The 20,230-nt window shown below is 49.6% G+C and carries 21 protein-coding genes and 1 pseudogene; 2 read left to right on the forward strand and 20 right to left on the reverse strand.

Annotated elements, in window-relative coordinates; genetic code table 11:
- Positions 1 to 909: ABC transporter substrate-binding protein (locus BP822_RS03145; RefSeq protein ID WP_286877727.1), on the forward strand; the 909-nt coding region annotated here is incomplete at its 5' end.
- A 292-nt stretch (positions 910 to 1,201) separates the two neighbouring features.
- Here BP822_RS03145 and BP822_RS03150 read toward each other — a convergent pair.
- The 9 genes from BP822_RS03150 to BP822_RS03190 all read right to left on the reverse strand — a co-directional run bounded on the left by BP822_RS03150 (position 1,202) and on the right by BP822_RS03190 (position 12,224).
- The gene (locus BP822_RS03150; RefSeq protein ID WP_013719713.1) at positions 1,202 to 2,869 is read right to left on the reverse strand and encodes a hypothetical protein; all 1,668 of its coding nucleotides are present in this window, start codon (positions 2,867 to 2,869) and stop codon (positions 1,202 to 1,204) included.
- Positions 2,870 to 3,711: 842 nt separating this feature from the next.
- Positions 3,712 to 4,566, reverse strand: coding sequence for an ABC transporter permease (locus BP822_RS03155; protein WP_286858742.1), 855 nt, complete (start codon positions 4,564 to 4,566; stop codon positions 3,712 to 3,714).
- A gap of 2 nt (positions 4,567 to 4,568) precedes the next feature.
- Positions 4,569 to 5,516, reverse strand: a complete 948-nt coding sequence (locus BP822_RS03160) for an ABC transporter permease (protein ID WP_286858743.1) — start codon at positions 5,514 to 5,516, stop codon at positions 4,569 to 4,571.
- A 50-nt stretch (positions 5,517 to 5,566) separates the two neighbouring features.
- Positions 5,567 to 7,120, reverse strand: a complete 1,554-nt coding sequence (locus BP822_RS03165; RefSeq protein WP_276620980.1) for an ABC transporter substrate-binding protein — start codon at positions 7,118 to 7,120, stop codon at positions 5,567 to 5,569.
- Positions 7,121 to 7,390: 270 nt separating this feature from the next.
- Positions 7,391 to 8,659 (reverse strand): MFS transporter, encoded by a 1,269-nt coding sequence (locus tag BP822_RS03170; RefSeq protein ID WP_286877729.1) that lies wholly within the window; start codon positions 8,657 to 8,659, stop codon positions 7,391 to 7,393.
- Positions 8,660 to 8,691: 32 nt separating this feature from the next.
- Entirely contained in the window at positions 8,692 to 9,432 is a 741-nt protein-coding gene (locus BP822_RS03175; protein WP_013719708.1) for a class I SAM-dependent methyltransferase, read from the reverse strand.
- Between the two features lie 48 nt (positions 9,433 to 9,480).
- Positions 9,481 to 10,764 carry an ABC transporter substrate-binding protein gene (locus BP822_RS03180; protein WP_157863759.1) on the reverse strand — a complete coding sequence of 428 codons (1,284 nt, stop codon included), beginning with the start codon at positions 10,762 to 10,764 and terminating at the stop codon, positions 9,481 to 9,483.
- Positions 10,765 to 11,005: 241 nt separating this feature from the next.
- The gene (locus BP822_RS03185) at positions 11,006 to 11,776 is read right to left on the reverse strand and encodes a class I SAM-dependent methyltransferase (protein ID WP_286877730.1); all 771 of its coding nucleotides are present in this window, start codon (positions 11,774 to 11,776) and stop codon (positions 11,006 to 11,008) included.
- Between the two features lie 277 nt (positions 11,777 to 12,053).
- On the reverse strand, positions 12,054 to 12,224 hold the full coding sequence (locus BP822_RS03190; RefSeq protein WP_157863758.1) for a hypothetical protein: 171 nt from the start codon (positions 12,222 to 12,224) through the stop codon (positions 12,054 to 12,056).
- Between the two features lie 225 nt (positions 12,225 to 12,449).
- On the opposite strand from BP822_RS03190, the gene BP822_RS03195 reads away from it, so the two are divergent.
- Entirely contained in the window at positions 12,450 to 12,707 is a 258-nt protein-coding gene (locus BP822_RS03195) for a hypothetical protein (protein ID WP_048132248.1), read from the forward strand.
- Between the two features lie 68 nt (positions 12,708 to 12,775).
- Here BP822_RS03195 and BP822_RS03200 read toward each other — a convergent pair whose 3' ends face one another.
- The 11 genes and pseudogenes from BP822_RS03200 to BP822_RS03245 all read right to left on the reverse strand — a co-directional run.
- Positions 12,776 to 13,180 (reverse strand): response regulator, encoded by a 405-nt coding sequence (locus BP822_RS03200; protein WP_273271165.1) that lies wholly within the window; start codon positions 13,178 to 13,180, stop codon positions 12,776 to 12,778.
- A gap of 161 nt (positions 13,181 to 13,341) precedes the next feature.
- Positions 13,342 to 14,220 carry a metal ABC transporter substrate-binding protein gene (locus BP822_RS03205; RefSeq protein WP_013719704.1) on the reverse strand — a complete coding sequence of 293 codons (879 nt, stop codon included), beginning with the start codon at positions 14,218 to 14,220 and terminating at the stop codon, positions 13,342 to 13,344.
- 83 nt (positions 14,221 to 14,303) lie between these two features.
- Positions 14,304 to 14,504, reverse strand: a complete 201-nt coding sequence (locus tag BP822_RS03210) for a hypothetical protein (RefSeq protein ID WP_273271167.1) — start codon at positions 14,502 to 14,504, stop codon at positions 14,304 to 14,306.
- Positions 14,504 to 14,791: pseudogene (locus BP822_RS12925) on the reverse strand (hypothetical protein); the annotation flags it as partial. The gene BP822_RS03210 and the pseudogene BP822_RS12925, both read right to left, overlap by 1 nt.
- A gap of 133 nt (positions 14,792 to 14,924) precedes the next feature.
- On the reverse strand, positions 14,925 to 15,755 hold the full coding sequence (locus BP822_RS03215; protein WP_273278289.1) for a metal ABC transporter permease: 831 nt from the start codon (positions 15,753 to 15,755) through the stop codon (positions 14,925 to 14,927).
- Positions 15,740 to 16,486 carry a metal ABC transporter ATP-binding protein gene (locus BP822_RS03220; protein WP_013719701.1) on the reverse strand — a complete coding sequence of 249 codons (747 nt, stop codon included), beginning with the start codon at positions 16,484 to 16,486 and terminating at the stop codon, positions 15,740 to 15,742. The genes BP822_RS03215 and BP822_RS03220 overlap by 16 nt, the downstream gene beginning before the upstream one ends.
- Before the next feature lie 7 nt (positions 16,487 to 16,493).
- The gene (locus BP822_RS03225; RefSeq protein WP_013719700.1) at positions 16,494 to 16,955 is read right to left on the reverse strand and encodes a formylmethanofuran dehydrogenase subunit E family protein; all 462 of its coding nucleotides are present in this window, start codon (positions 16,953 to 16,955) and stop codon (positions 16,494 to 16,496) included.
- Positions 16,956 to 17,151: 196 nt separating this feature from the next.
- Positions 17,152 to 17,832 carry a hypothetical protein gene (locus BP822_RS03230; protein WP_048132244.1) on the reverse strand — a complete coding sequence of 227 codons (681 nt, stop codon included), beginning with the start codon at positions 17,830 to 17,832 and terminating at the stop codon, positions 17,152 to 17,154.
- Positions 17,833 to 17,834: 2 nt separating this feature from the next.
- Entirely contained in the window at positions 17,835 to 17,993 is a 159-nt protein-coding gene (locus BP822_RS03235; protein WP_157863756.1) for a hypothetical protein, read from the reverse strand.
- Between the two features lie 76 nt (positions 17,994 to 18,069).
- Complete coding sequence (gene cydC / locus BP822_RS03240) at positions 18,070 to 19,821, reverse strand: thiol reductant ABC exporter subunit CydC (protein WP_273278288.1); 1,752 nt, start codon at positions 19,819 to 19,821, stop codon at positions 18,070 to 18,072.
- Positions 19,818 to 20,230: ATP-binding cassette domain-containing protein (locus BP822_RS03245; protein ID WP_286877733.1), on the reverse strand; the 413-nt coding region annotated here is incomplete at its 5' end. The genes BP822_RS03245 and cydC, both read right to left, overlap by 4 nt.

Below are 20,230 nucleotides of genomic sequence, written 5' to 3' on the forward strand. Positions count from 1 at the left end.
CCTGTGGTTGGACCTGATTATTCCAATTATCCAGTATTTTGGGGAGAGATAAGCCAATGGCATTCGGTAGGGAATACTCCGCCCGATGTTGACTTTGAGCATGTTCTCTCCCTTTCGCCAGATGCCGTTCAGACGAATCTGGAATTTTTGAACTATGCAAATGATGCAGGCAGAAAGATGAAAGAGGAGTTCCACAGGAATCTTCCTGGAATTCCATTGATCTGTCTTAATGCGCGCGAGCCGGAGCATACATCTGCAACTGTCCTGATCTATGGATATATCTTTGATGAAGAAGAGAAGGCAAGAGATTTTGCCGCCTGGCATCAAGAGACTTACAATAGGATAAAGAGGATATCCGATCAGATCCCTGAAGAGGATAAGCCTGAGGTCCTCTTCAACTCCCATGAGTTGGGCACAAAATACACTGCAGGAGGCAGCAGATATGATCAATCGCTCAAGCTGGCCGGGGCAAGAAACCTAATAGACAAAATAGTGAAGGAAGATAGTCCCTTTTACGGCAAGACCAGCGTCGATGTGGAGCCTGAATGGGTGATGGAGCAGAATCCAGAGTATATATTCACATCTTATTTGAATCCAAATAGCAATGCAGGCTTTGAGACCGAGGACGTATCCGGCGCAGCAGAATCCGTCCAGGCCATATCGAATCAGACGGAGTTCTCCGAGCTGGATGCCATCAAGAATGGCAACGTGTATTATATCGACAACTTTCTGGTGGGAGGTGGAGGATTGAATCCAATAGGTGCAGCGTACCTGGGAAAGCTGCTTCATCCGGAGGAGTTCGAAGAGATAAAACCGGATGAGCTACTGAGAGAGTACCTGGCCTTTTATAGCACAGAGACAGAGCCTAAAGGGGTATTTTTATACCCTTTTCTGGAGGAACAGGTTTAGAACCATTCTCAGATATCCAGGCGGCTACGTTCAGTATAGATCTCCGGATCAGTTCGAATTAGTGATTGCTTTAAATGCCGTTGCTTAACTACCTGTCTACTATCAAGGGTTCACTCCGCTGCGTCTCTACTATGCTATTTTATCTGCATCTCATCCGTCTCTATAGCTCCTCATCGATGCTGATCCTTCCCCTAGCCAGCACAATGCATGGCTCAAGCGGTGACTTCTTCTTTGGTTTCTGCAAGGAAAAATGGTTTGCATCCCAGCCTATTGGCTGAGATACATTATTCATTTATTCAACTTCTGCGGGCGAATAGATGTTATCTGGAGTATTATTAGTTGCCAGGCCCGTATTACCCACCTGATTACCAAGCGGTTCTATGAAAATACCACCACCTTCTTTTGCACAGTTATTTGAGATTATAGCGTTTCTCAGGTCGAGCGTGCCTCGGTTATAAATTGCTCCACCCTTTTCTTTTGCCTGGTTATCGATGATGGTTACTTTGCCATCCAGCCTTATTTGGCTTCCTTCATCTATGTAGATCGCACCTCCTTTTCTGGCAGCGTAATTCCTTTCAATTGTAACATCGTTCAATGTGGCGTTACCGATGATAAAAATGCCGCCGCCATCTCCGCCAATAGTATCAGGAATGCTGTCGGTTAGATCAACTCGTTCACAGTCCGTTTCGGTGCATTTAGATAAGCTTACAGAAGTTAATGTTATTCTTTCAGGCAATTTAATACTTTTAGCTACGTTATCTGAGATTATTCCGCCATTTACGATTAAATTGCCTTTAAATACATTTATGCCTCCTCCGTAAAATGCCTTGTTGCGTCGTATATCACAGTTATCCACAGTCACATTCGATTCTGAAGCATAAATACCGCCGCCAGTCCCACATGTTTCATGCAAATTCTCAACCATGGCTTCGTTATCGAGAAGGGAACAATTCTCAATAAGCGCATTTTGTCCGAAGATGAAAACGCTGGCTCCAATACCGGCGTTAAAACAGTTATCCGCCATCTTACTGTTCAGAATTTTGCAGCCCGTGGCTATTAATGGGCAATTAAAGGCGTAAATCGCGCCCCCAGATCCTCTATTGGATTCGAAGGATGTCGAATCTATTATAAGACTGCCGCCTTCATTACTGATGGCACCTCCTGTATCTCCACGGTTGTATGAAATGGTGCAATTTCTCACGATCACCTGCATGCCACTCCCGAAATCATTCCTGTATTCTTCACGGATCTTCTGCAGGTCATAGCTATCTTTTCGCAGCACGGCTCCCTTACTGGAGATGCCACTTCCCATAGATGCTATATTTTGGGAAAATGTGCTGTTTTCCACGATCAATTTTCCTCCCTCGTTAACCACTGTACCATCATGCATAGCGAAGTTATTCGTTACTAAGCTGTCATTTATCCACACTTCACCGTATTTATTGTAAATACTTGAACCATTGTATGCTATATTGTTACCTAATAGGCAATCATCCAAGATCAGCATTTTGCCATGGTTGAGTATAGCCGCGCCAGTCTCACCTTTGCAGTTTATCAATTTGATATTAGATAGTTTTACTTTTACTTGTGGATTGCTTTTACCTATGGCCAATGCACTGCGCAATCTTCGACCGTCTATGATTACCATCCCTTGTCCTTTCAGGGTCAGGTTCTTATCAATCTCTACAAGAAATCCCGAAGAATTCTGGTCAGATATATACCAGCCTGGCTGTAATTCGATGGTATCACCATCTACAGCATTGTCTATCAACTGCTGTAAAGTATCATTATATGAAGGCAGAGATACCAGTTCAACGCCGTAAATGCTAGTCCAAACCCGCCCGTAGCCTGATCGCAGATCCACATCCCCCATAACTGCGTGTTCAAGCTCATCCGCCTGTCCATATACTTCCCCTAATGTGATTAAGAATATTGCTAATGCCAGCAATTTTACGTTCATAACTGATTTCCTCCTAGCAGGTAACTAAGCATAACAATGCAAACCTGAGCTATCCCAATGTCCATACAAACAGCATACATGCGAGCTTGAATAGCTAAAACAATTGGGACAATGCCCATCAACATAACAGTTATTGGAATATTGGCATGTACCTGAATATATAGTGGCACAGGATATTATGTGCCAACTAACTTCATCATCAAGGGCTCCTTTTTCTCGATCACTGCAGTTTGTCCTTTGCTCACATTTTGTATCATTTTCAATAAGACTACTGTTATTCCTTGCAGTCCTTTCCAAACCAATCGGTGTCGATGTTGACTGATTCAAAGCGACGCTATTATTTGGCAAAGGAACAACCTCAGTGTTAGACTGACTCTCTTGTAGTTCGAGTTCTGTTTCTGCACCTTGATTCTCATTACCTTGAACAGACATTACGACATGCATACAAGAAAGTAGTATGCATACCATTAATACATTCCATTTCAGTAGCATACCTCCTGATTATCAATACGAAACACAATTATATTCTAAATATTTAAAGATATTGGAATGCACGGAGTGCACACCTGATTGTCCTTTACCACATCGACATTGGCCAGTTCGCTTCGATCGAGGACTTGATCTCTTGATGCGATCATCTTGGAGAGATCGTCCCGCCTGAGGAGAGGCCGATAATCAACAGCCTTACCTGGACGGCATGCTACCTGTTTGTGGGGGCAGGGACATATGCCGGAGTAATTATGATGGCCGGGGGGCATAACCAGATGCCGTTCCTGATAACCGGCGCACTCTATGCCCTGACAGCATTCCTATTTTATGCATTCCTTGGCCGCAATTCGCTGCTAGGATAGATTGAATGGATTGCCTTTTCTTGGGTCCAGCTGATCACGCAGGCCATCACCGATCAGAGTAAAACCGGTCACGCAGACGATTATCAATGCAGAGGGTACAAGAACCAGATGGGGGTGGCCTGGGAAGACGCCAAATCCGTTCTTGATCATCATCCCCAGCTCGGGGGTTCCCGCCTCCACCCCCAGACCGATGAAGCTCAATCCGCTCACGCTGAGAAGAAGGCCACCAAGCCCTAAGGTGATCATCGGTATCAGGGGAGCGATGGTGTTGGGCAGTATATGTCTTCCCATGATGTAGCTCTCGCTTGCACCCAGTGCTCGGGCGCTCTCGACGAATCCCTTCTCCTTGACTGAGATCACAGTGCTGCGTATGACTCTGGCGTACTTCGACCAGCCAACTATGGACAACGCCAATATCAGGTTTGGCACTCCCGGCCCCAGGGTTCCGACCAGCACCAGGGCGAGGACGATGTCCGGGAAGACGAGCTCGAAGTCGATGATCCTGCAGATCAGCCGGTCGGCAGTGCCTCCGAAGTATCCGGCCATCATCCCCAGAGCAGTGCCCAATGCCACTCTTATCAAGAGGACCACAGCAGCGATGAAGAGAGAGAGCCTCAGCCCATACACTAGCATGCTCAAGAGACATCGGCCCATGTAATCGGTTCCGAGAGGATGCTCAAGCGTCCAGGGAGCGATCCTGTTTCTCAGATCTATCGCTTCGGGATCATGAGGGGCGATCAGTGGTGCAAAAAGAGCTATGATCAGTACCGTCCCAATGATCGCAGAGCCTATGAGTATCTTCTTGTTTCCAGGGATACCCTCTTTCAGGAGATCTCGCTGGGCCATGCCTATAAAACGCCCTCCGGATCTATTCTGGGGTCGATATAGGTATAGAGCAGATCGACGATGATATTTATGAGGATGAATATCACCCCGATTAAGAGGACGCTGGCCTGAACCAATGGGACGTCTCCTGACTGGACCGAGTCCACCAGGAGCCGGCCGATTCCCGGCCAGGCAAAAATGTTCTCCACAATCACCGCCCCGCCGAATAGGCCTCCCAACTCCAGCCCGAGGTAAGTGACCAACGGGGGGAGGGAATTCCTGAATATATGCCCGAAAAACACCCGTGCTTCGCCCAGGCCTTTCGCTTTCGCTGCCAGGACGTAGTCTTGCCTTGACTCTTCCAGGATATCGTATCGGGTCATGCGCATCAGCATCGCTACTCCGCCAAAGGAGAGCGATGCTGCAGGCATGAGCATGGAATCGAGCCCGCTTCGTCCCGCCACGGGAAGCAGATGCAGGCCTATGGCAAATATGAGGATTAAGACGAAGGCTGTGACATATCCGGGCACGGAGATGCCCAGAATGGCAAGATAGCTGAGCATATCATCGATCCACGAATCCTCCTTCCAGGCGGCTAGAAAGCCCAGAGCAAGCCCAAAGAACATGACTATCAGCATGGAGATCATCACCAGCTCGCCGGTCGCCCGGAGGGACTCACTGAGAATGGTTATGACCGGCCTTCTGGTGACGTAAGAGTAGCCCAGATCGCCATGCAACACCCCGCGGGCCCAGTTCAGGTACAGCTGATATGGAGGTGCATCCAGCCCCATCTCCTTTTTCAGGACCTCCACTGTATCACGGGAAGTGGGAAGCTCACCGTTCATCCTGGTCTGCAGTATTCGCTCCGCAGGATCTCCAGGGAATAGATAGAGGAGGGCGAAGACAAATACGGTGAGAACAGATATGGTCAGAATGGCAGCGGCAATCCGCCTCAGGATGAGCCCGTACATGTCCTGCTCCCGTCCCTCGCTCTTGTTCCTCTCGCTCTCCTTCTTTTCATTCAGGCTTTGTAGGCATTCTCCAGGTGATGCCTGCCGATCAGGCTCAGCTCATAGTCCTGTATATCGGAGCTTGAGGCGGAAATGCCCGTGTAGTAGGTCAGATATACCACAGGAACATCCTTCAGTATCCTCTCTTGAAGCTGGTCGTAGATCTCCTTCCTCGCCTCCTGGTCCATGGTCTCCCTTCCTTTTTCGATGAGGTCGGCCACATCATCAGGGGAATAGTTCATGCAGTCGTAGTAATACGATTCCGTAGTAAAATAGCTGGCCCATGTGTCCGGGTCTCTATTGAGGAGAGTATTGACGGAGACCAGATAGATATCCACCTTCCCTCCTTTGGCCTGTTCTCTCACTGCAGAGTCATCGAGAATGGTGATCTCTATATCGATTCCCACCTGGCCCAGCTGATCTTTCAACGCCTCTGCAATGCTTGGAAGCTCCGGCCTGCTCGGATAGGTGAACAGAGATAATTTGAGATCCTCCCCATCCTTATCCATGATGCCATCGTTATCGCTGTCCGACCAGCCGGCCTCTTCCAGGAGTGCAATTGCCTCCTCTGGGTCATATGATGGGGTTTCGAGGTTATCGTTTGACCAGTAGAGATTGGATGAGAAAGGAGCTGATGCCGTCTGATCCATGCCCTCCAGGAGGGAATCGCAGATCAGATCGCGGTCTATTGCCATGCTTATCGCTTGACGCACCAGAACATCATCCAGGGGCGGATTAGCTACATTCAGCAGTAGATGGCGTACTCTGCCCATCTCCTCTTGCTCGTAGACTTTGAAGCTGGAGTCCTCGGCCAGCTTCTTGGCCAGAGCAGGAGAGATAGTGCCAATTATGTCCACCTCGCCTGCTCTCAGCATGCTCTCCCTGGTCTTCTCTTCAGGGACGTTTGAAAATACCACCTTCTCCACCTTTGCTTTGGAGCCCCAATAGTCTTCAAATCGAACACCTGTCATGCTCTCCTTTGGCACCCAGGAGTCGAACTTGAAGGGGCCGGTGCCTATGGGCTCTACGACCTCATCATTGCTGTCGAAGGATGATGCCGCCAGTATCTCAGTTGCATCCTTGGTCAGGTATCCTGCCAGGGGAGCAAATGGCCTGCTGGTGGTTATCACCAGGGTGTACTCATCAGGCGCTGTGACTGACTCCACTGGAAATGCCTTGATGGAAGAATATTCTGCCGATCTTCTGAAGGTCCTCTCCAAGCTCAGCTTCGCAGCTTCTGCATTAAAAGGCGTTCCATCATGGAAGCTGACTCCTTCTCTTAAGTGAAATGTCCATGTTCTGCCGTCCTCGGATACATCCCATGACTGGGCAAGCATTGGCGATAGTTTTCCCTCTGAGTCCACACTCAGAAGCGGCTCAGAAACGTCCACGCTCAATTGATATACAATGGGATCAAGCGATTTTGGCTCCCAGGGCGATGCCACCTTCAGCGTTTCATCATCTGCTGCAGAGATGCCCACGAAGAGGCTGACCAGGAATAGGGCAACTTCAACGATTGCTGCCCTCTGGATTATTCTCTTCGAGAATTGAGGCCCTCTGCTCATAGAATGCCCATAATTCATCATTTCTAATTCCAACCATATTCTTCAATTGGTGCTCTTTTTTTTAGTGCTGCAATACCTCTGTAAGCCACTCATGTGAATATCGAATATGCTGATCAATGAGCCGCTTTTCTGGCCACCTCACAGCATTCATGTGATTAAGCTTTCTGGATGGGTGTATATATTAAATAAGGATTTCGGTATTATAGCATTAAATAAGATCAATTCTAATATAAGTAATATTTATGTCCAACTCTTTTGCGATGGGATGCGTCATGTCTTTATAATTTCTTCCAGCTTATTAAAGCATATATAATAAAATACAGCTGTTGCCGCATAGAACAAGCCAGTGACCATAAAAGGCATGCGGCTATCGCCTTTAGCCATCATAAGGCCGCCGACATAGTTTCCAATTCCTACAAAGGTGTAGCAGGCCATCCACATTATGCTGTTTATCATCGACCTCTCCTCAGGCTGAACGATCTCCAGCTTGAAGCTATTCAGGATGGGATTTGCCATATTCATGATCATATATCTCATCACAAATCCAACCACGGCAATGAGCAGGTTATTGGTGAGGACAAACATCAGCAAAAATGGTATCGATAAGATCTGCACAATGGCGACCAGCCGGACCTTCCCCGTCCTTTCGGTGAGAACGGGGACTAGAAAATATCCGAGAATCATGAAGACCTGCGAGACGGAGAAGATGATGCCGATCTGGTTGGCACTGGCACCGAGAACCGTATCAAAGTATACATTGAAATAGGGAAGGGATGTACCCCATCCTACCCCATACAGGCAATAAAATAGGGTCATTTGCCTTATGACCTTGGACTTGAATATAGATCGATAGATGTTAAGCTGGCCTCTGATGCCATTATTCTCTTCCGAATTCTTCTCAGCGACATATGCCAGGGGCAGCAGCGATGCCATAGTGGCAACCAATGACACATAGAGAGTTAACCGATAGGATATGGCGCTGCCAGACTGGGCAGAGATGAGATCTGCCAGGATATCGGGCAGAAATCCGCCCAACATGTTTCCTGATAGGAGGGAAAAGGTGTAGATGAGCGAGGACATGGAGAAGAGATACATCCTCTCTTCTTTGGTCGAGTTTTCCAGGAGGAAGGTCGATCCGGTCACCAGGCCCAGGGCGGATGCCATCCCGGATGCCAGGCTGAATAGCACCAATAGCTCCGGTGTTGTGGTATTATAGAGAAAGAAGAGCGATATAGCGCTGAGAACTGAAGAGAGAAGCAACGTCCTCTTTCTGCCCAGGCGATCACAGACAAAGGCTGCAGGTATGGAAAAGAGTCCCATGGAGGTGGCGGAGATAGATAGGATCAGCCCCAGAAAATCCTCTCCGAAGCCCAGTCGCAGGATGTAGAGATTGAATATGACCCCATATATCCCCGCATTTAGAGTGGTCAGGAAGACGAAGAGCAGATACTTTCTCGCATTGGGGCTGAAGCGCCTTAGCTTGGAGGCATAGCCATTGCCTGCCAGGAGCAAATTCATCAGAAGAAGATCAAATGACATGATAGCTTATTCTGGCAAAAAAAGCTGAGGCTTCACTTAACCCCGGTGACCAGGAACTGCCTGCCGCCGTATCCATGCTTCAGATGGTTGAGGGTTAATAGCAGCTTTCGGTTGAGGTTATCTCTAAGCTGAACATCCCTGAAACCGAGTCTGGTGAGCATCTCTATATCATGGTCAGGCCGCTTCATATTGCAGGACCACAGGTCCCTTTTTATCGTTTTATCCATCTCCTGGTAGCATGGCATCCTCCTCTCGGTGAGCATGATCAGGATCAGAGAGAGACTGCGCCACAGCTGCCTGCATGCCGTCCTATCTCTTTCATCAAACCAGGTGCCATCTACGATCACCAGCCTCCCGCCCGGCCGCAGAACCCTCTGCCATTCAGCAATTGCCTTTTCCGGCTGGGGAAGGGTCCAGAGAACATACCTGTTGACCACAGCATCGAAGGAGCTATCATCAAAGGGCAGAACTTCGCCATCTCCCTGGATTAGATGCATTGGATTGCGCAGAGCTTCCGAGTTCGACTGGGCCTTCTTCAGCATTCCCTCCGAGGCATCAATGCCTGTGACATCATGACCCAGCTCGGAGAGAAGATTGGACACAATTCCCGGTCCCGTGCCCACGTCAAGAATCCGGAGGGGGGCGCTGCCTATAGCTACGCTGAAGATCTTCTGCCATATGCGCCTCTCCCTGGAGGAGTATATGACCTGCCTGACGTTCTCATCGTAGGCCTTTGCCCTCCCGTCCCAGTGTCTGGTTATCCTCTCTTTCATCCCCGGCTCCTGGAAAGGTAGATCGAAAGCGGCAAGACTATCATATCCTCAGGCCTCCACCGGCCAGCGATCATACGGAGGATAGAGGAATGCACCCTTTTCTTCGACATTGAAGTCTATGCGGCAGAAACGGTCCACATATTCCTGATGTATGGCCACGGGATCTATATCCTCGAATAGATCGGGGTAAAAGAGCTTGGCCAGGTATGCAGTGCCTATGATGTTGTTCCCCGCGCCGATGAGCAGGAAGTAGTCCAGACAGTATACCTGATTCTCCTTTACCGCATCGACATTAACCAGCTCACTTCGATTTAGGACTTGATCTCTTGAGGCGGTCATCTTGGAGAGATCATCTGTCTCATATCCGCCATCGCCCCAGCTTGCCACTGCCTCAAAAATATATTTGGGGTTTTCTTTGACGATGAACTCTGGATCCGCAGCGATCATGCCTTTGTACTGAGGATCATCTGGACCCACTGCCCCATCGATGATGTTTTTCCCCCCGGCTAAGACCAGAACCTGGCCCAGATTGCTGCCTGAAGCATAACAATTATAGGGCTCGGATGCGTACTCGAAGAACGCCGTTGGCCTCTCTTCCTCAGGAATGTCTTTGGTCCGGCTTTCAAACAGGTTGTAGTATTCAGTATACCATTTTATGAACTGCTCTGCCTCTTTCTCATGATCTATAAGGTAACCGTAGGTGCGGACGTTCTTCACCAGAACATCAAGCTCACGCATATTGAGAGAGATCAGAGGTACATCGGGGAGGTTTTTCTTGAATATATCCTTCTGTGCCCGGCCCGCGGTTGAAGAAGATCCTCTCTCTATATTGGTCTGGAGAGCATCGGTCTTCAGCATAATTATCCTCTCAAAGTCAGCATTTTCGGCTTGGGCTCCTTCGTCTGGAGAGACTGAAGGAAGGTCGGATAGTTCTGGAAGATATGTCTTATGCGCCGATCTATCTGCACCATAGGCTACAAGGAGGTCTTCTGCACCCAGGATTCTGGTCATCTCCACCCCATTGTAACCCATATTCACCAGGCGCTTTATGGGCTTATTCAACGTCTCTGCCTCACCCAGGATGTCTATATAGGTGATCCGAGTCTCTCTGCCATCCAGTATGGCTTGGACCTGCTCTATATCCTCTTCATCAACATCGCCGTCATAGTTTGCATCGGCAAGCTTGGTGGGCTCGGTTTTGCCCGCTGCGATATCCCTGATATAGTCCAGGTCGGCCTGGTCCAGATGCTCATCCATATTGGCATTGCCATAGATCTCCAGGACGAAATCAGCAGCATTAGTAGGAGATAATATCACGAGAGCATAGATCAAAATCCAAATTAAGCGGTTCGGCTCCATTATTTTATACCTCGCACGGGATAATACATGAATTCAGCAGTCACTTTTTCATACGATAATACATCGAGTTAATAAATACTGTGATGAATTTTTAGGGCTTTAAGAGCCATCCTTTCCCATTGGATCCCCTTTTTTGAGTCGAAAGGCATTGATTCTCTACTCTGGTTGCAGATAGGGATAAAAGGAAATGGTGAGGCAAGGACAATGAAGCGCATCATCGGACTCTCTTGGCCACATCGCCCACCACCACAAATGTGGGCTCATGATACTCCAATCTGCTCAAGACAGAGCCCCTTTTATTCTGGAGCTTCTGCACCTCTTCCAGATGCCTGAATGAGACATTGAAAAGGCCCGCCTCTTCGAAGACATTGCAGATCCTCTCCGGTTTGGATTGGCTGAAGAGTGGGAGCTCCTTTTTTATCGATTGGTAGTGGTCTAGGAATTTGGATTTAAGAGATGGGGCCTTCCTCGAGCAGATTTTAGCAGCAGCACTGGATATGCCCCTGCGGATCTGGGCATTTAGAGAGGGATCAAACCAGGCCCCGTCGATGGCCAGGATGCGGCCCCCGTCCTTCAGAACCCGAGACCATTCTCTCACCGCCGCCAGGGGATGGGGAAGGGTCCAGAGCAGGTGCCTGTTCACCAGGAGGTCGAAGCTCTCACTATCGAAAGAAAGCCGCTCGCCATCTGCATGGCGAAAGTCCACCTGCAAGCCCATCGATTGGGCGTTCTGCCTCGCTTTTTCTATCATCCCGGAGGAGATGTCGACACCGGTCACATCAAGCCCCATCTCCGCCAGTATCAAGGCCATAAATCCGGGACCGGTCCCCACATCCAGGACTCTCTTGTATCTCCCCCCCTGGAGGAATGGCTCTAACTCCATCTTCCAGACGGCCTTCTCCTCCTCTTCAAATCCATGACTGCCGTTGGTATAGCTCCGGCTTCTCCAATCCCAGTATTGCGAAATGCTCTCCTTTGCATCCATAATCGTCTCTTAACCTCCTTTACCCCGATCGGAAACCATCTCAATCACTGACTAGCAGGTCTGATGCCATTAGATGACACTTTATAATATTAAATAGCTCAGTTTTATTGATAGATCATACATACATCTATGCTATTGGGATTCGGTTAATAAATCCTTTGCCCAATTCACATTAGGTCTGAAAATGATAAGTTGGCTAATGAGATTGAAAGATATTATGAAAAATTAGCTTTTTTATTAATAATTGCATTTTGGATCAGAAGCTCCCCCTGCAGGGCTAGTCGATGAATCCCTGCGCTTCGAAGAGGAGGTTTCCTTTATCATCCACCTCTCGGAAGACTGCCCAGGTGGCTTTATCCCTGGAGACAGGATTGAGTTCGTCGTCGAAGTACCTTATCTCTGAGCGGACTGATCTGCTTGATCCGATATTTTCATTACTTTTTAGCATGATATAATATTATACCTTACTAGTATAAGATATTTTCTAAAGTAATGATAGATTTGGTAGAATTATAGAGGAGTGTGGTTGCTATTTGCATGCTGATGGATTTGCTCAGATTTTGAATTTTCAGAGAATTATCAGAAAATGTACTTTTCAACAACATCAAGAACAATTAATAATACATTTATATCTAATGGAGCCATTAAGTATCACAAACACAGGATGGATATTATGGAAGCAAAAAAGCATTCGATCTCAAATCTATCGCTCATCTTTTGCCTATTGCTATCGGGATTGCCCATGGTTCAGGGCGAGGAGCGATCGGACAACTACGCCATAGAGAAGCTTGTCATTGGCACCACCAATCAGGTGGAGGATATCAACGTAAATGTTCGTCTACCGCCGGGGCTCATGATCTGCGCCAGCGTGCTTGGATTTGTAATGATATCGATGGAGCCGGAGAGATCTCAAAAGGCGTTGGAGCTGTAGATGAGATCGAAGACGTTGCTCGAGGATGTTGCTCGAATACCCTGAAAATGTTGAACGAGGTTAGGACATCAACATGCCTTATCATCAATCGCCTCCTGCAGTTGGTGCAAGCTTATCGGCTTAGAGATAAAGCCATCTCCTCCCTCGCTGATGCATTCATCTCTGCGGCTGGTGCAGCCAGTTACAAAGATGATCCTGGGGCCCTCTGGCCAGCGTTTCCGGATGATTCTAGCCGCCTGCAATCCATCCATCTCTGGCATCTGAATGTCCATGAGCACCAGATTGTAAGAGCGGCTTTCCATGGCAATCAAAGCTTCGAGGCCATTGTCTACTGTATCGGCATTATACCCCAGCGTCTTTAGCATCCGCAAGGCGACCAGCTGATTTGCCGGGTCATCCTCGGCAATGAGAATGCTTAAAGCTCTATTGGGGTGCTTTTCAAAGGCCAAATCAGATCCTTTTTCAAATGTCATCCCACTCACCATTTTCCCAAGAAAGCAATTCTCTCTATGGTTGGAGAATTAATAGTAATTTGTATTATTAAGTAATAAGCATTTCGATTGTAGTAATATCAAAGCTTTTGTCGTCTTGTACTCCAATAAAATCCAGAAAAAAGAAAAATGAGCCTGCCGGCCTAGAGCACGATCTGCTTATTGTGGTTTAGAACCTCTGCCATCGTGTCTGCACCCTCAACCGATCCAGGGAAGTTGGTGAAGATCACTCGCTCTGCATCGATTCCCTTATCCTTCAAGGACTCTTCAATTCCCTTGGCCAGCTCCCCGGACTGCATATTCTCTATGATATATTTCACATTCTGGTATTTCTCAGGATTGGCATTGATGTCGTCCACCACTCTGGCCGCGGTCTTGGTTCCATTCAGAGCGAACTCGGGCGCAAAGAAGTTGACCACATTCATGCCCAGCCAGTTTTGCACGGGATCTTTTTGCCAGAGCATGACTATGACCTGCGTCTGGTTTAGCTGCTTCTTCTCCGACTCTGTAGGCTCGATGGCGTCAAAGCTTTTTGCATAATCATTGTAGCGCTGCTCGTAGTAGGTTTTGTTGGCCGGGTCTTTATTTGCGAGCCACCCTTCTACCTCGGCAGCCAGCAGCTTGGAGTTGGTCGGGGTGTTCCATCCGCGGGAAGGGTTGGATATCGTCATCCATTCAGCTGTCCCATAGTTATTGGCCGTCATGAAATCGTTGATTGCCGGCATGTTATACCTTTGGTCGTTGCTGTCGTTGTACGCCATAAACATGTTAGCATCTTTGATGAAATCCATGTTGAGCTGAATGCGATTTGGAATGATGTCTGTTTGCAGGTGAGGGCACAGGGTAGGGTCAGCGATGGAAATGGCCTCCACCCTATCTCCGCCGATATAGGTTGCCGGATCCATCAATACACTGGTGGTGCAGACGATCTTGAGAGTTGACGGTGCCGTTTCTGCACCAGCAGGAACGATCAAAAAGATCGCCAGCATCAGTATGGCTAAGTTGGATGATTGAATTCTCATAATTGGAATTAGTAATACTAAATATTTAAGTTTTACTACTATTGACTTGATTATCTTTGTAAGTTCGTATTAAATATAACGAATCAAGAGACATTATCTATTTTAGCCAAAAACGACCTCACTACATCATTGGCCATCTTCCGGGCGATCTCTGCCGGGATTCCCATGGCCAGGCAGTTTTCGGGCAGCCAACCCCTGGCGGAAGGATCGTTGGACCGATGGATATCTGAGACAGAGAAGCATTTTCCGCCATGCCCGCAGGATAGGTAACCAGGGTAGCGCAAGCCGGGCCCCAGGGAACCGATATTAAATTAAAAACGTTATGGCTGCCGAAATGAGCCAGTGCACATAAATCCCTGATCTGCTCGCCGCTGGCAAAACATACTATGCATTTTACGCCAGGGTCCTCCTGGAAATCATCGCAGCGCCTCATCACCACATACCTGCCCAGGGTTTTGATCTCACCTACTGCCTTGTAGGTCTCGCATGCGATATTTTCGTTCTCTTTCAGATGCTTTCCATCCTGTTTTGCAGGCAAGGCAATCGCTGAACGAAGAGGACCGGACAGCATTTTCCGGTACCTGATCCGAGCCGTACACGCATACCGGACTGGTCTTCATATTCACGGCATTTGCCAGGAGGGATCCTATTTGCCTGATTGACAATCTTTCCTTGACTATTACCACCGCCGAGAGCTTTAATCATCAATGTATTTTGGTATTTATCCTTCTCTTAAAAGACAGCATTACGGATATTGCAAATACGCCTGTGAGCAGCAGGGCCACCAGAGGAGCGACGGGCAGCGTAAACTCAAAACCCGCCCAGACGCCAAAGGCGCTCACCAAGAGAGCTACCAGCGGCGCAACTATGAACATGCTCTTTACATTAAAGCAGAACTGGCCAGCTATGGATGCAGGCGTCACCAGCAATACGAATATCAAGAGGCCGCCCACAATGTTGAGGCTGAGCGCCACGGATAGGGCAATAATGAATAATAGTACGTAATATATGAGCTTAACCCGGACCCCGGCTGACTCGGCTATCTTCATGTTGAACATGATGGCCGAGATCTCTTTGTAGAACGCTAAAACGAATAGGATGGAAAGGCAGCAGATGGCAGCCAGGGCATAAATCTCCTCCCGGTATAAAGATATGACATCCCCAAATAGAAGGCTGCTCGCGGAGAGCCCTTTGCCCATATATTCCATGTAAGAGATCAAGAAGATGGCCACAGCCATGGACAGGGAGAATAGGACGCCTAATGTGGCATCAGCCGCCATCTTGGCCTTCTCGCTAACCGGACCGATGAGAGCTGCCACCCCCATGCTGAAGGCGATGGCCATCACCTGAGCATTCGCTCCCAGGAACATGCCCAGAGCCGCACCGGCAAAGGCAGCATGGGACATGGTAAAGCCAATTGAGGAGAGGCTCATCCTGGAGATGATCACCCCCAGGATGCTGCAGGCGACGGAGGCAAAGATCATCGCCTCCAGGGCATGGCAGACCACATTGTTCTCTATCAGCCACTCGAGCATCTTTCCTTGACCTCGCACTCCTTTCTGATTATCTCCTCCACCTCCCCCGCCTGGCAGCTCAGGTCGCCGGTGATCCTGCCCCGGTTCATGACAACTAGATGAATGGGAATGTCGGGGAGTCCATCGAATGCATGAGCCACCATGAGGATGGGGACCCCCTGCTGCACCATCCCCTTGAACACATCCTGCAGGAACTCTCTGGCCCGAAAATCGAGATTGCTGAATGGCTCATCCAGCATGAAGAGATCCGGCTCCTTGGCGATGTTATGGGCGATCATCACCTTCTGCTGCTGGCCACCGCTGAGGGTGCCTATGGTTTTGTGTGCCAGGTCCTCGATACCTACTGTTTTTATCGCCCTCTGCACGGCATCATAGTCGGACTCCTTCGGGCGGCTCAACAGTCCCTGACGGCCAAAGCGTCCCATCATCACCACCTCCTGGGCGGTGAAAGGGGTGAATGGATCGAAATAGAAGTTCTGAATGACATAGCCCACCCTCCTTCTCACCTCAAAGCCACGTCGGCGAACATCCAGGCCGCAGACACAGGCCCTACCATGGGTGATCTTGACCAGGCCGTTGATCGACTCCAGCAGGGTGGTCTTTCCCGCGCTGTTCGGGCCGCCGATGACCACATACTCCCCCCGATCAACCTCCAGGGAAAGATCCTTGATAACCGGCTCTGAGCCGCCCTCATATGCGGTGTAGATGCTCTCAAGAACTATAGCTCTCAAAAGACGCTCACCCATGGTCCCAATCCGGACGCAGATCCGCAGTGAAGAGATCAGTATCGGCCATGCGGTACATCTTCTCAGCCAGCTGCTCGATGAGCAGGTCATGCTCTTTTCCGCTCTCTGAGGTAAAGGCAATCGGCCTGGGAATGATGACCAGCTCCCTCTCCCCGGCAGCGAAATGACAGCGGATCTCGTTGCTGGGGACGATCCGGATGTTTCGCTTGCCCAGGGTGCAGCCACTGCCGATCTGCACTCCGTCGGCGAGGCAGGATTGAGGAGGCTTATCCTGGCAGAAGACCTCTGCCTTCATCTGGAAGGGATCGGAGCAGAGGTTCTTGCGGGCATATCTGCCGATCATATAGCCCAGGACGATGTAAGGCCCGAGATGGCCATGAAATGCCGCCAAGTCCTCGATGGTATACTCTTTATCCATGCCAGTGTATCTGCATTTGCCCTCTTGGTGGTCCATAATCAGACTGCCTCCACATGATATGCCTTTATTCTGAATTTAAGTGCTACATATTAAATGTTTGTACGCAAATGTTGTTACTAAATCTCTGTCATCCACTTCTGGATCTGCCCCATTTCTTCTTGTATTCGTTCCTCTCGATGAGGTTTATCAATTCCTCTTCGATAAAGGCAATCCTGACGAGGCTGCACGCGGATTAGAGAAATAGAAATAGCAGAAATAATATCATAATATTAGCCACTTCGATTAACGAGTATTCCATAGCGGTAATCCTAAGCCCTAACGATCCCTGGAAATAAGAGATATTAGTGGGGACGCCAATTCTGAAGCATCCTATGCCCAGGTGCAAAAACCTGGCTATAAACAGCAGTAGAAGACAGCTGACGATGGAAAGAGAGCCCTCACGAAGCAATGTGCCTGAAGCCACCAGTGCAGCGCTCTGGCTGACCAGGCTGGCCATGAGAACTATCAGGCTGGATGATGAGAATCCAAGGGGCTCGACCAAGCTGTTGTATCTCTCCACAATGGGCAGTACCAGCACATATTCAATGGCCAATTGGGCTAGAAAGATGGTGGGGACCAGCACCTTGATGATGTTGATGGACGAGGATAGGCACTCCTTAAGACCGGTTTTTAGTATCGCCACCCATCCATACCATTGTTCTGGATCTTCTTCGCACTCCAATGTCAGCGCCTTGGCTGAGAGCAATCGTCTCGCGGCAAGGATGCCGATGCCAGCCACAAAGAAGTTGGCGAGTAGATCCAGGCATACGTAAAGGCCGCCGGTTTGAGGGCCCAGAACGGAGAGGGCCACTGGCAGCGAGAAGATGAGCATGCTATTCAATCCCTTGGGAATAAATCCCACTAAAACGGCCACAATCAGTTCACAATCGGTGATCTGCCTCTTCCTGTCATGGTCAGATAGCGAAAATAGGGTGAGCGGCGAATGACATTGGCCAGGAAAAATCCAATCACGATCGGTGGGATCATGACCTGAGATATCTCCACAGTGGCTATGAGAGCGGTATAAAGGGTCATATCGATATATAATATAGTGATATATTTATATTATTATCCTGCGATCTCGTGTGCCTCCACTAAGATTGTGCCTCCACTAAGATTGCGCCTCCACCAGCCGGGCATATCTCCCTTTCCGGGCGATGAGATCCTCATGCCTTCCCTGCTCTACTACCCGTCCCCCATTTATGACGAAGATCCAGTCAGCATCCACCACAGTGCTCAGCCGATGAGCGATCATGATGGTGGTGCGACCCTCTCTCCTTTCCATCAGAGCCTCTTTGATTGCCCTCTCGTTCTCTGCATCCAAGCTGGAGGTGGCCTCATCCAGGACAAGTATGGGCGCTCCCTTAAGAAGAGCTCTGGCGATGGCGATCCTCTGTCGCTCTCCGCCGCTGAGACGAACTCCCCTCTCTCCCACCAGGGTATCATACCCCTGGGGCAGGGTGATTATAAAATCATGAATGCGGGCCCTGCTAGCGACCTCTTCCACCTCGGCATCGCTAGCTTCTGGCCGGCCTAACCGGATGTTCTCTCTGATGCTATCGCTGAAGAGGAAGACATCCTGAGAAACCACAGAAAACAAACGGCGTAGCTGCATCATGGGATAGCGGCGCAGATCACTTCCACCGAGCAATATCCTTCCCGCTTCCGGATCCCAAAAACGGAGCATCAGATTGATCACTGTGCTCTTTCCTGCTCCGCTCGTCCCCACCAGTGCCACTGTTGAGCCTGCGGGAATCTCCAGGCTGATGGAGCTTAAGATTAAAGGCTCATCCGGAGCATAGCGGAAGCTGACATCCTGCAGAGAAATGGATGGCTCTATGGATTCGATCGGAACTGCCGGATCCAGACCGGACTCGTCCCTTACCGCTGGCTGCTCATCCAATAGAAGAAAGAGTCTGCGAGCAGCAGCGCGGGTCAAAGAGAGCTGCTTGGAGATCTCGACCACTGAGGTTATGGAGAGAAAGACGCTTGAGGCCAGGATCATGGTGATGGGAAGAAAGCCTGGCGCAAGGGAATTCTGCCTGACCAGGATGCTGGCACATAGGAGCACGGCAAGAATCCCTGCAGAGACGATGCTGATCTTCGCTGCGCTTTGCAGCCCGATGTTTCTTGCCTGCCTGGCCTGCAATGCCAGCAGTGCGGCAGAATTTTCAGATAGCTCCTCTATTCTTTGTCTGCTGTAGCCGAAAGACAGGATCGCCTTCATTCCCTGAATAGTATCCAGCTCCTGGGAGTTGAGAAGTGCCTGCTGCCCCCTCAACCTCTCCCCTAGAGTTGTGCCCAGCCAGAAAGCCAGCCTGGGCATGAGGATCAGCAGGATGAGAAAAATGAGCAATGCCTCTGCCAAAAGCAGGTTGATGGTTGCCAGAGCGGTGAGAGCGATGATGGGGACGATAAAAGCCACTACCGCTGGTCCTGCTGTATGGGCGAAGAAGAGCTCCAGCAATTCTATGTCTGATACTGCTGTGCTGACCAGATCGCCCGTGCGCCTTCTGGCAAGCTTTGCCGGAGCGAGGGGCTCTATGGCCCAGAAGAACTCGTCCCTCAAGTCGACCAGGATGCGGAATGCCGCCACATGAGATAGATAAGGGCCTAAATAGCCAAAGGTCCCTCTGGCCAGGCCGAGGATGATCATGGCGGCAGCATAGGGATAAAGCTCCTCGATGGCCGTGCCGGCCACCGCCCGGGCGAAGAGAGCTGCACCAAGAACGGCAACGCCGATTCCCGAGACCTGTCTTAAGATCTCGGATATGACGGCCAGGCTCATCAGTCCCAGATGAGGGCGAATAGGATAGATCAGCCGGCGCCAAACCGATCTGGAATCGAGAAAGCCTCTTATCATGGCTGTCCTCCCGCCACAGCGGCGAGATTGCTGCCAACTTTCATGGGGAGAGCATTCTCGTCATCCCTGCATTCTGGCATATCCAGGGACTGAGCCGCCACCAGGTGGGCATAGATGCCTCCTTTAGCCAGCAGCTCCTCATGGCCGCCGGACTCGGCGATTCTCCCCATTTCCATGACTAAAATGCAGTCCGCCTTTCTGACTGTGCTCAGCCGATGGGCGATGATCATAACAGTGTGCTGGGCCTGCAGACGGCCGAGGGCCTTCTGGATGTCCTCTTCGTTCTCGGCATCGATGCTGGAGGTCGGCTCATCCAGGAGGAGAATCGGTGCCCCCTTGAGAAGGGCGCGGGCAATGGCGATTCTCTGCCGTTCTCCTCCGGAGAGAAGCACTCCCCTCTCGCCTATGA

It is taken from the genome of Methanosaeta sp. UBA458 (assembly GCF_002496085.1).
In the GTDB taxonomy this organism is placed as follows: Archaea; Halobacteriota; Methanosarcinia; order Methanotrichales; family Methanotrichaceae; genus Methanothrix; species Methanothrix soehngenii.

Bases quoted from the DNA above. Each gene is read 5' to 3' on its own strand.
- BP822_RS03150 (WP_013719713.1), bottom strand. From the start codon at position 2,869: ATGAACGTAAAATTGCTGGCATTAGCAATATTCTTAATCACATTAGGG.
- BP822_RS03155 (WP_286858742.1), bottom strand. From the start codon at position 4,566: ATGGCCCAGCGAGATCTCCTGAAAGAGGGTATCCCTGGAAACAAGAAG.
- BP822_RS03160 (WP_286858743.1), bottom strand. From the start codon at position 5,516: ATGTACGGGCTCATCCTGAGGCGGATTGCCGCTGCCATTCTGACCATA.
- BP822_RS03165 (WP_276620980.1), bottom strand. From the start codon at position 7,120: ATGAGCAGAGGGCCTCAATTCTCGAAGAGAATAATCCAGAGGGCAGCA.
- BP822_RS03170 (WP_286877729.1), bottom strand. From the start codon at position 8,659: ATGTCATTTGATCTTCTTCTGATGAATTTGCTCCTGGCAGGCAATGGC.
- BP822_RS03175 (WP_013719708.1), bottom strand. From the start codon at position 9,432: ATGAAAGAGAGGATAACCAGACACTGGGACGGGAGGGCAAAGGCCTAC.
- BP822_RS03185 (WP_286877730.1), bottom strand. From the start codon at position 11,776: ATGGATGCAAAGGAGAGCATTTCGCAATACTGGGATTGGAGAAGCCGG.
- BP822_RS03190 (WP_157863758.1), bottom strand. From the start codon at position 12,224: ATGCTAAAAAGTAATGAAAATATCGGATCAAGCAGATCAGTCCGCTCA.
- BP822_RS03195 (WP_048132248.1), top strand. From the start codon at position 12,450: ATGGAAGCAAAAAAGCATTCGATCTCAAATCTATCGCTCATCTTTTGC.
- BP822_RS03200 (WP_273271165.1), bottom strand. From the start codon at position 13,180: ATGACATTTGAAAAAGGATCTGATTTGGCCTTTGAAAAGCACCCCAAT.
- BP822_RS03205 (WP_013719704.1), bottom strand. From the start codon at position 14,220: ATGAGAATTCAATCATCCAACTTAGCCATACTGATGCTGGCGATCTTT.
- BP822_RS03215 (WP_273278289.1), bottom strand. From the start codon at position 15,755: ATGCTCGAGTGGCTGATAGAGAACAATGTGGTCTGCCATGCCCTGGAG.
- BP822_RS03225 (WP_013719700.1), bottom strand. From the start codon at position 16,955: ATGGACCACCAAGAGGGCAAATGCAGATACACTGGCATGGATAAAGAG.
- BP822_RS03235 (WP_157863756.1), bottom strand. From the start codon at position 17,993: ATGACCCTTTATACCGCTCTCATAGCCACTGTGGAGATATCTCAGGTC.
- cydC (WP_273278288.1), bottom strand. From the start codon at position 19,821: ATGATAAGAGGCTTTCTCGATTCCAGATCGGTTTGGCGCCGGCTGATC.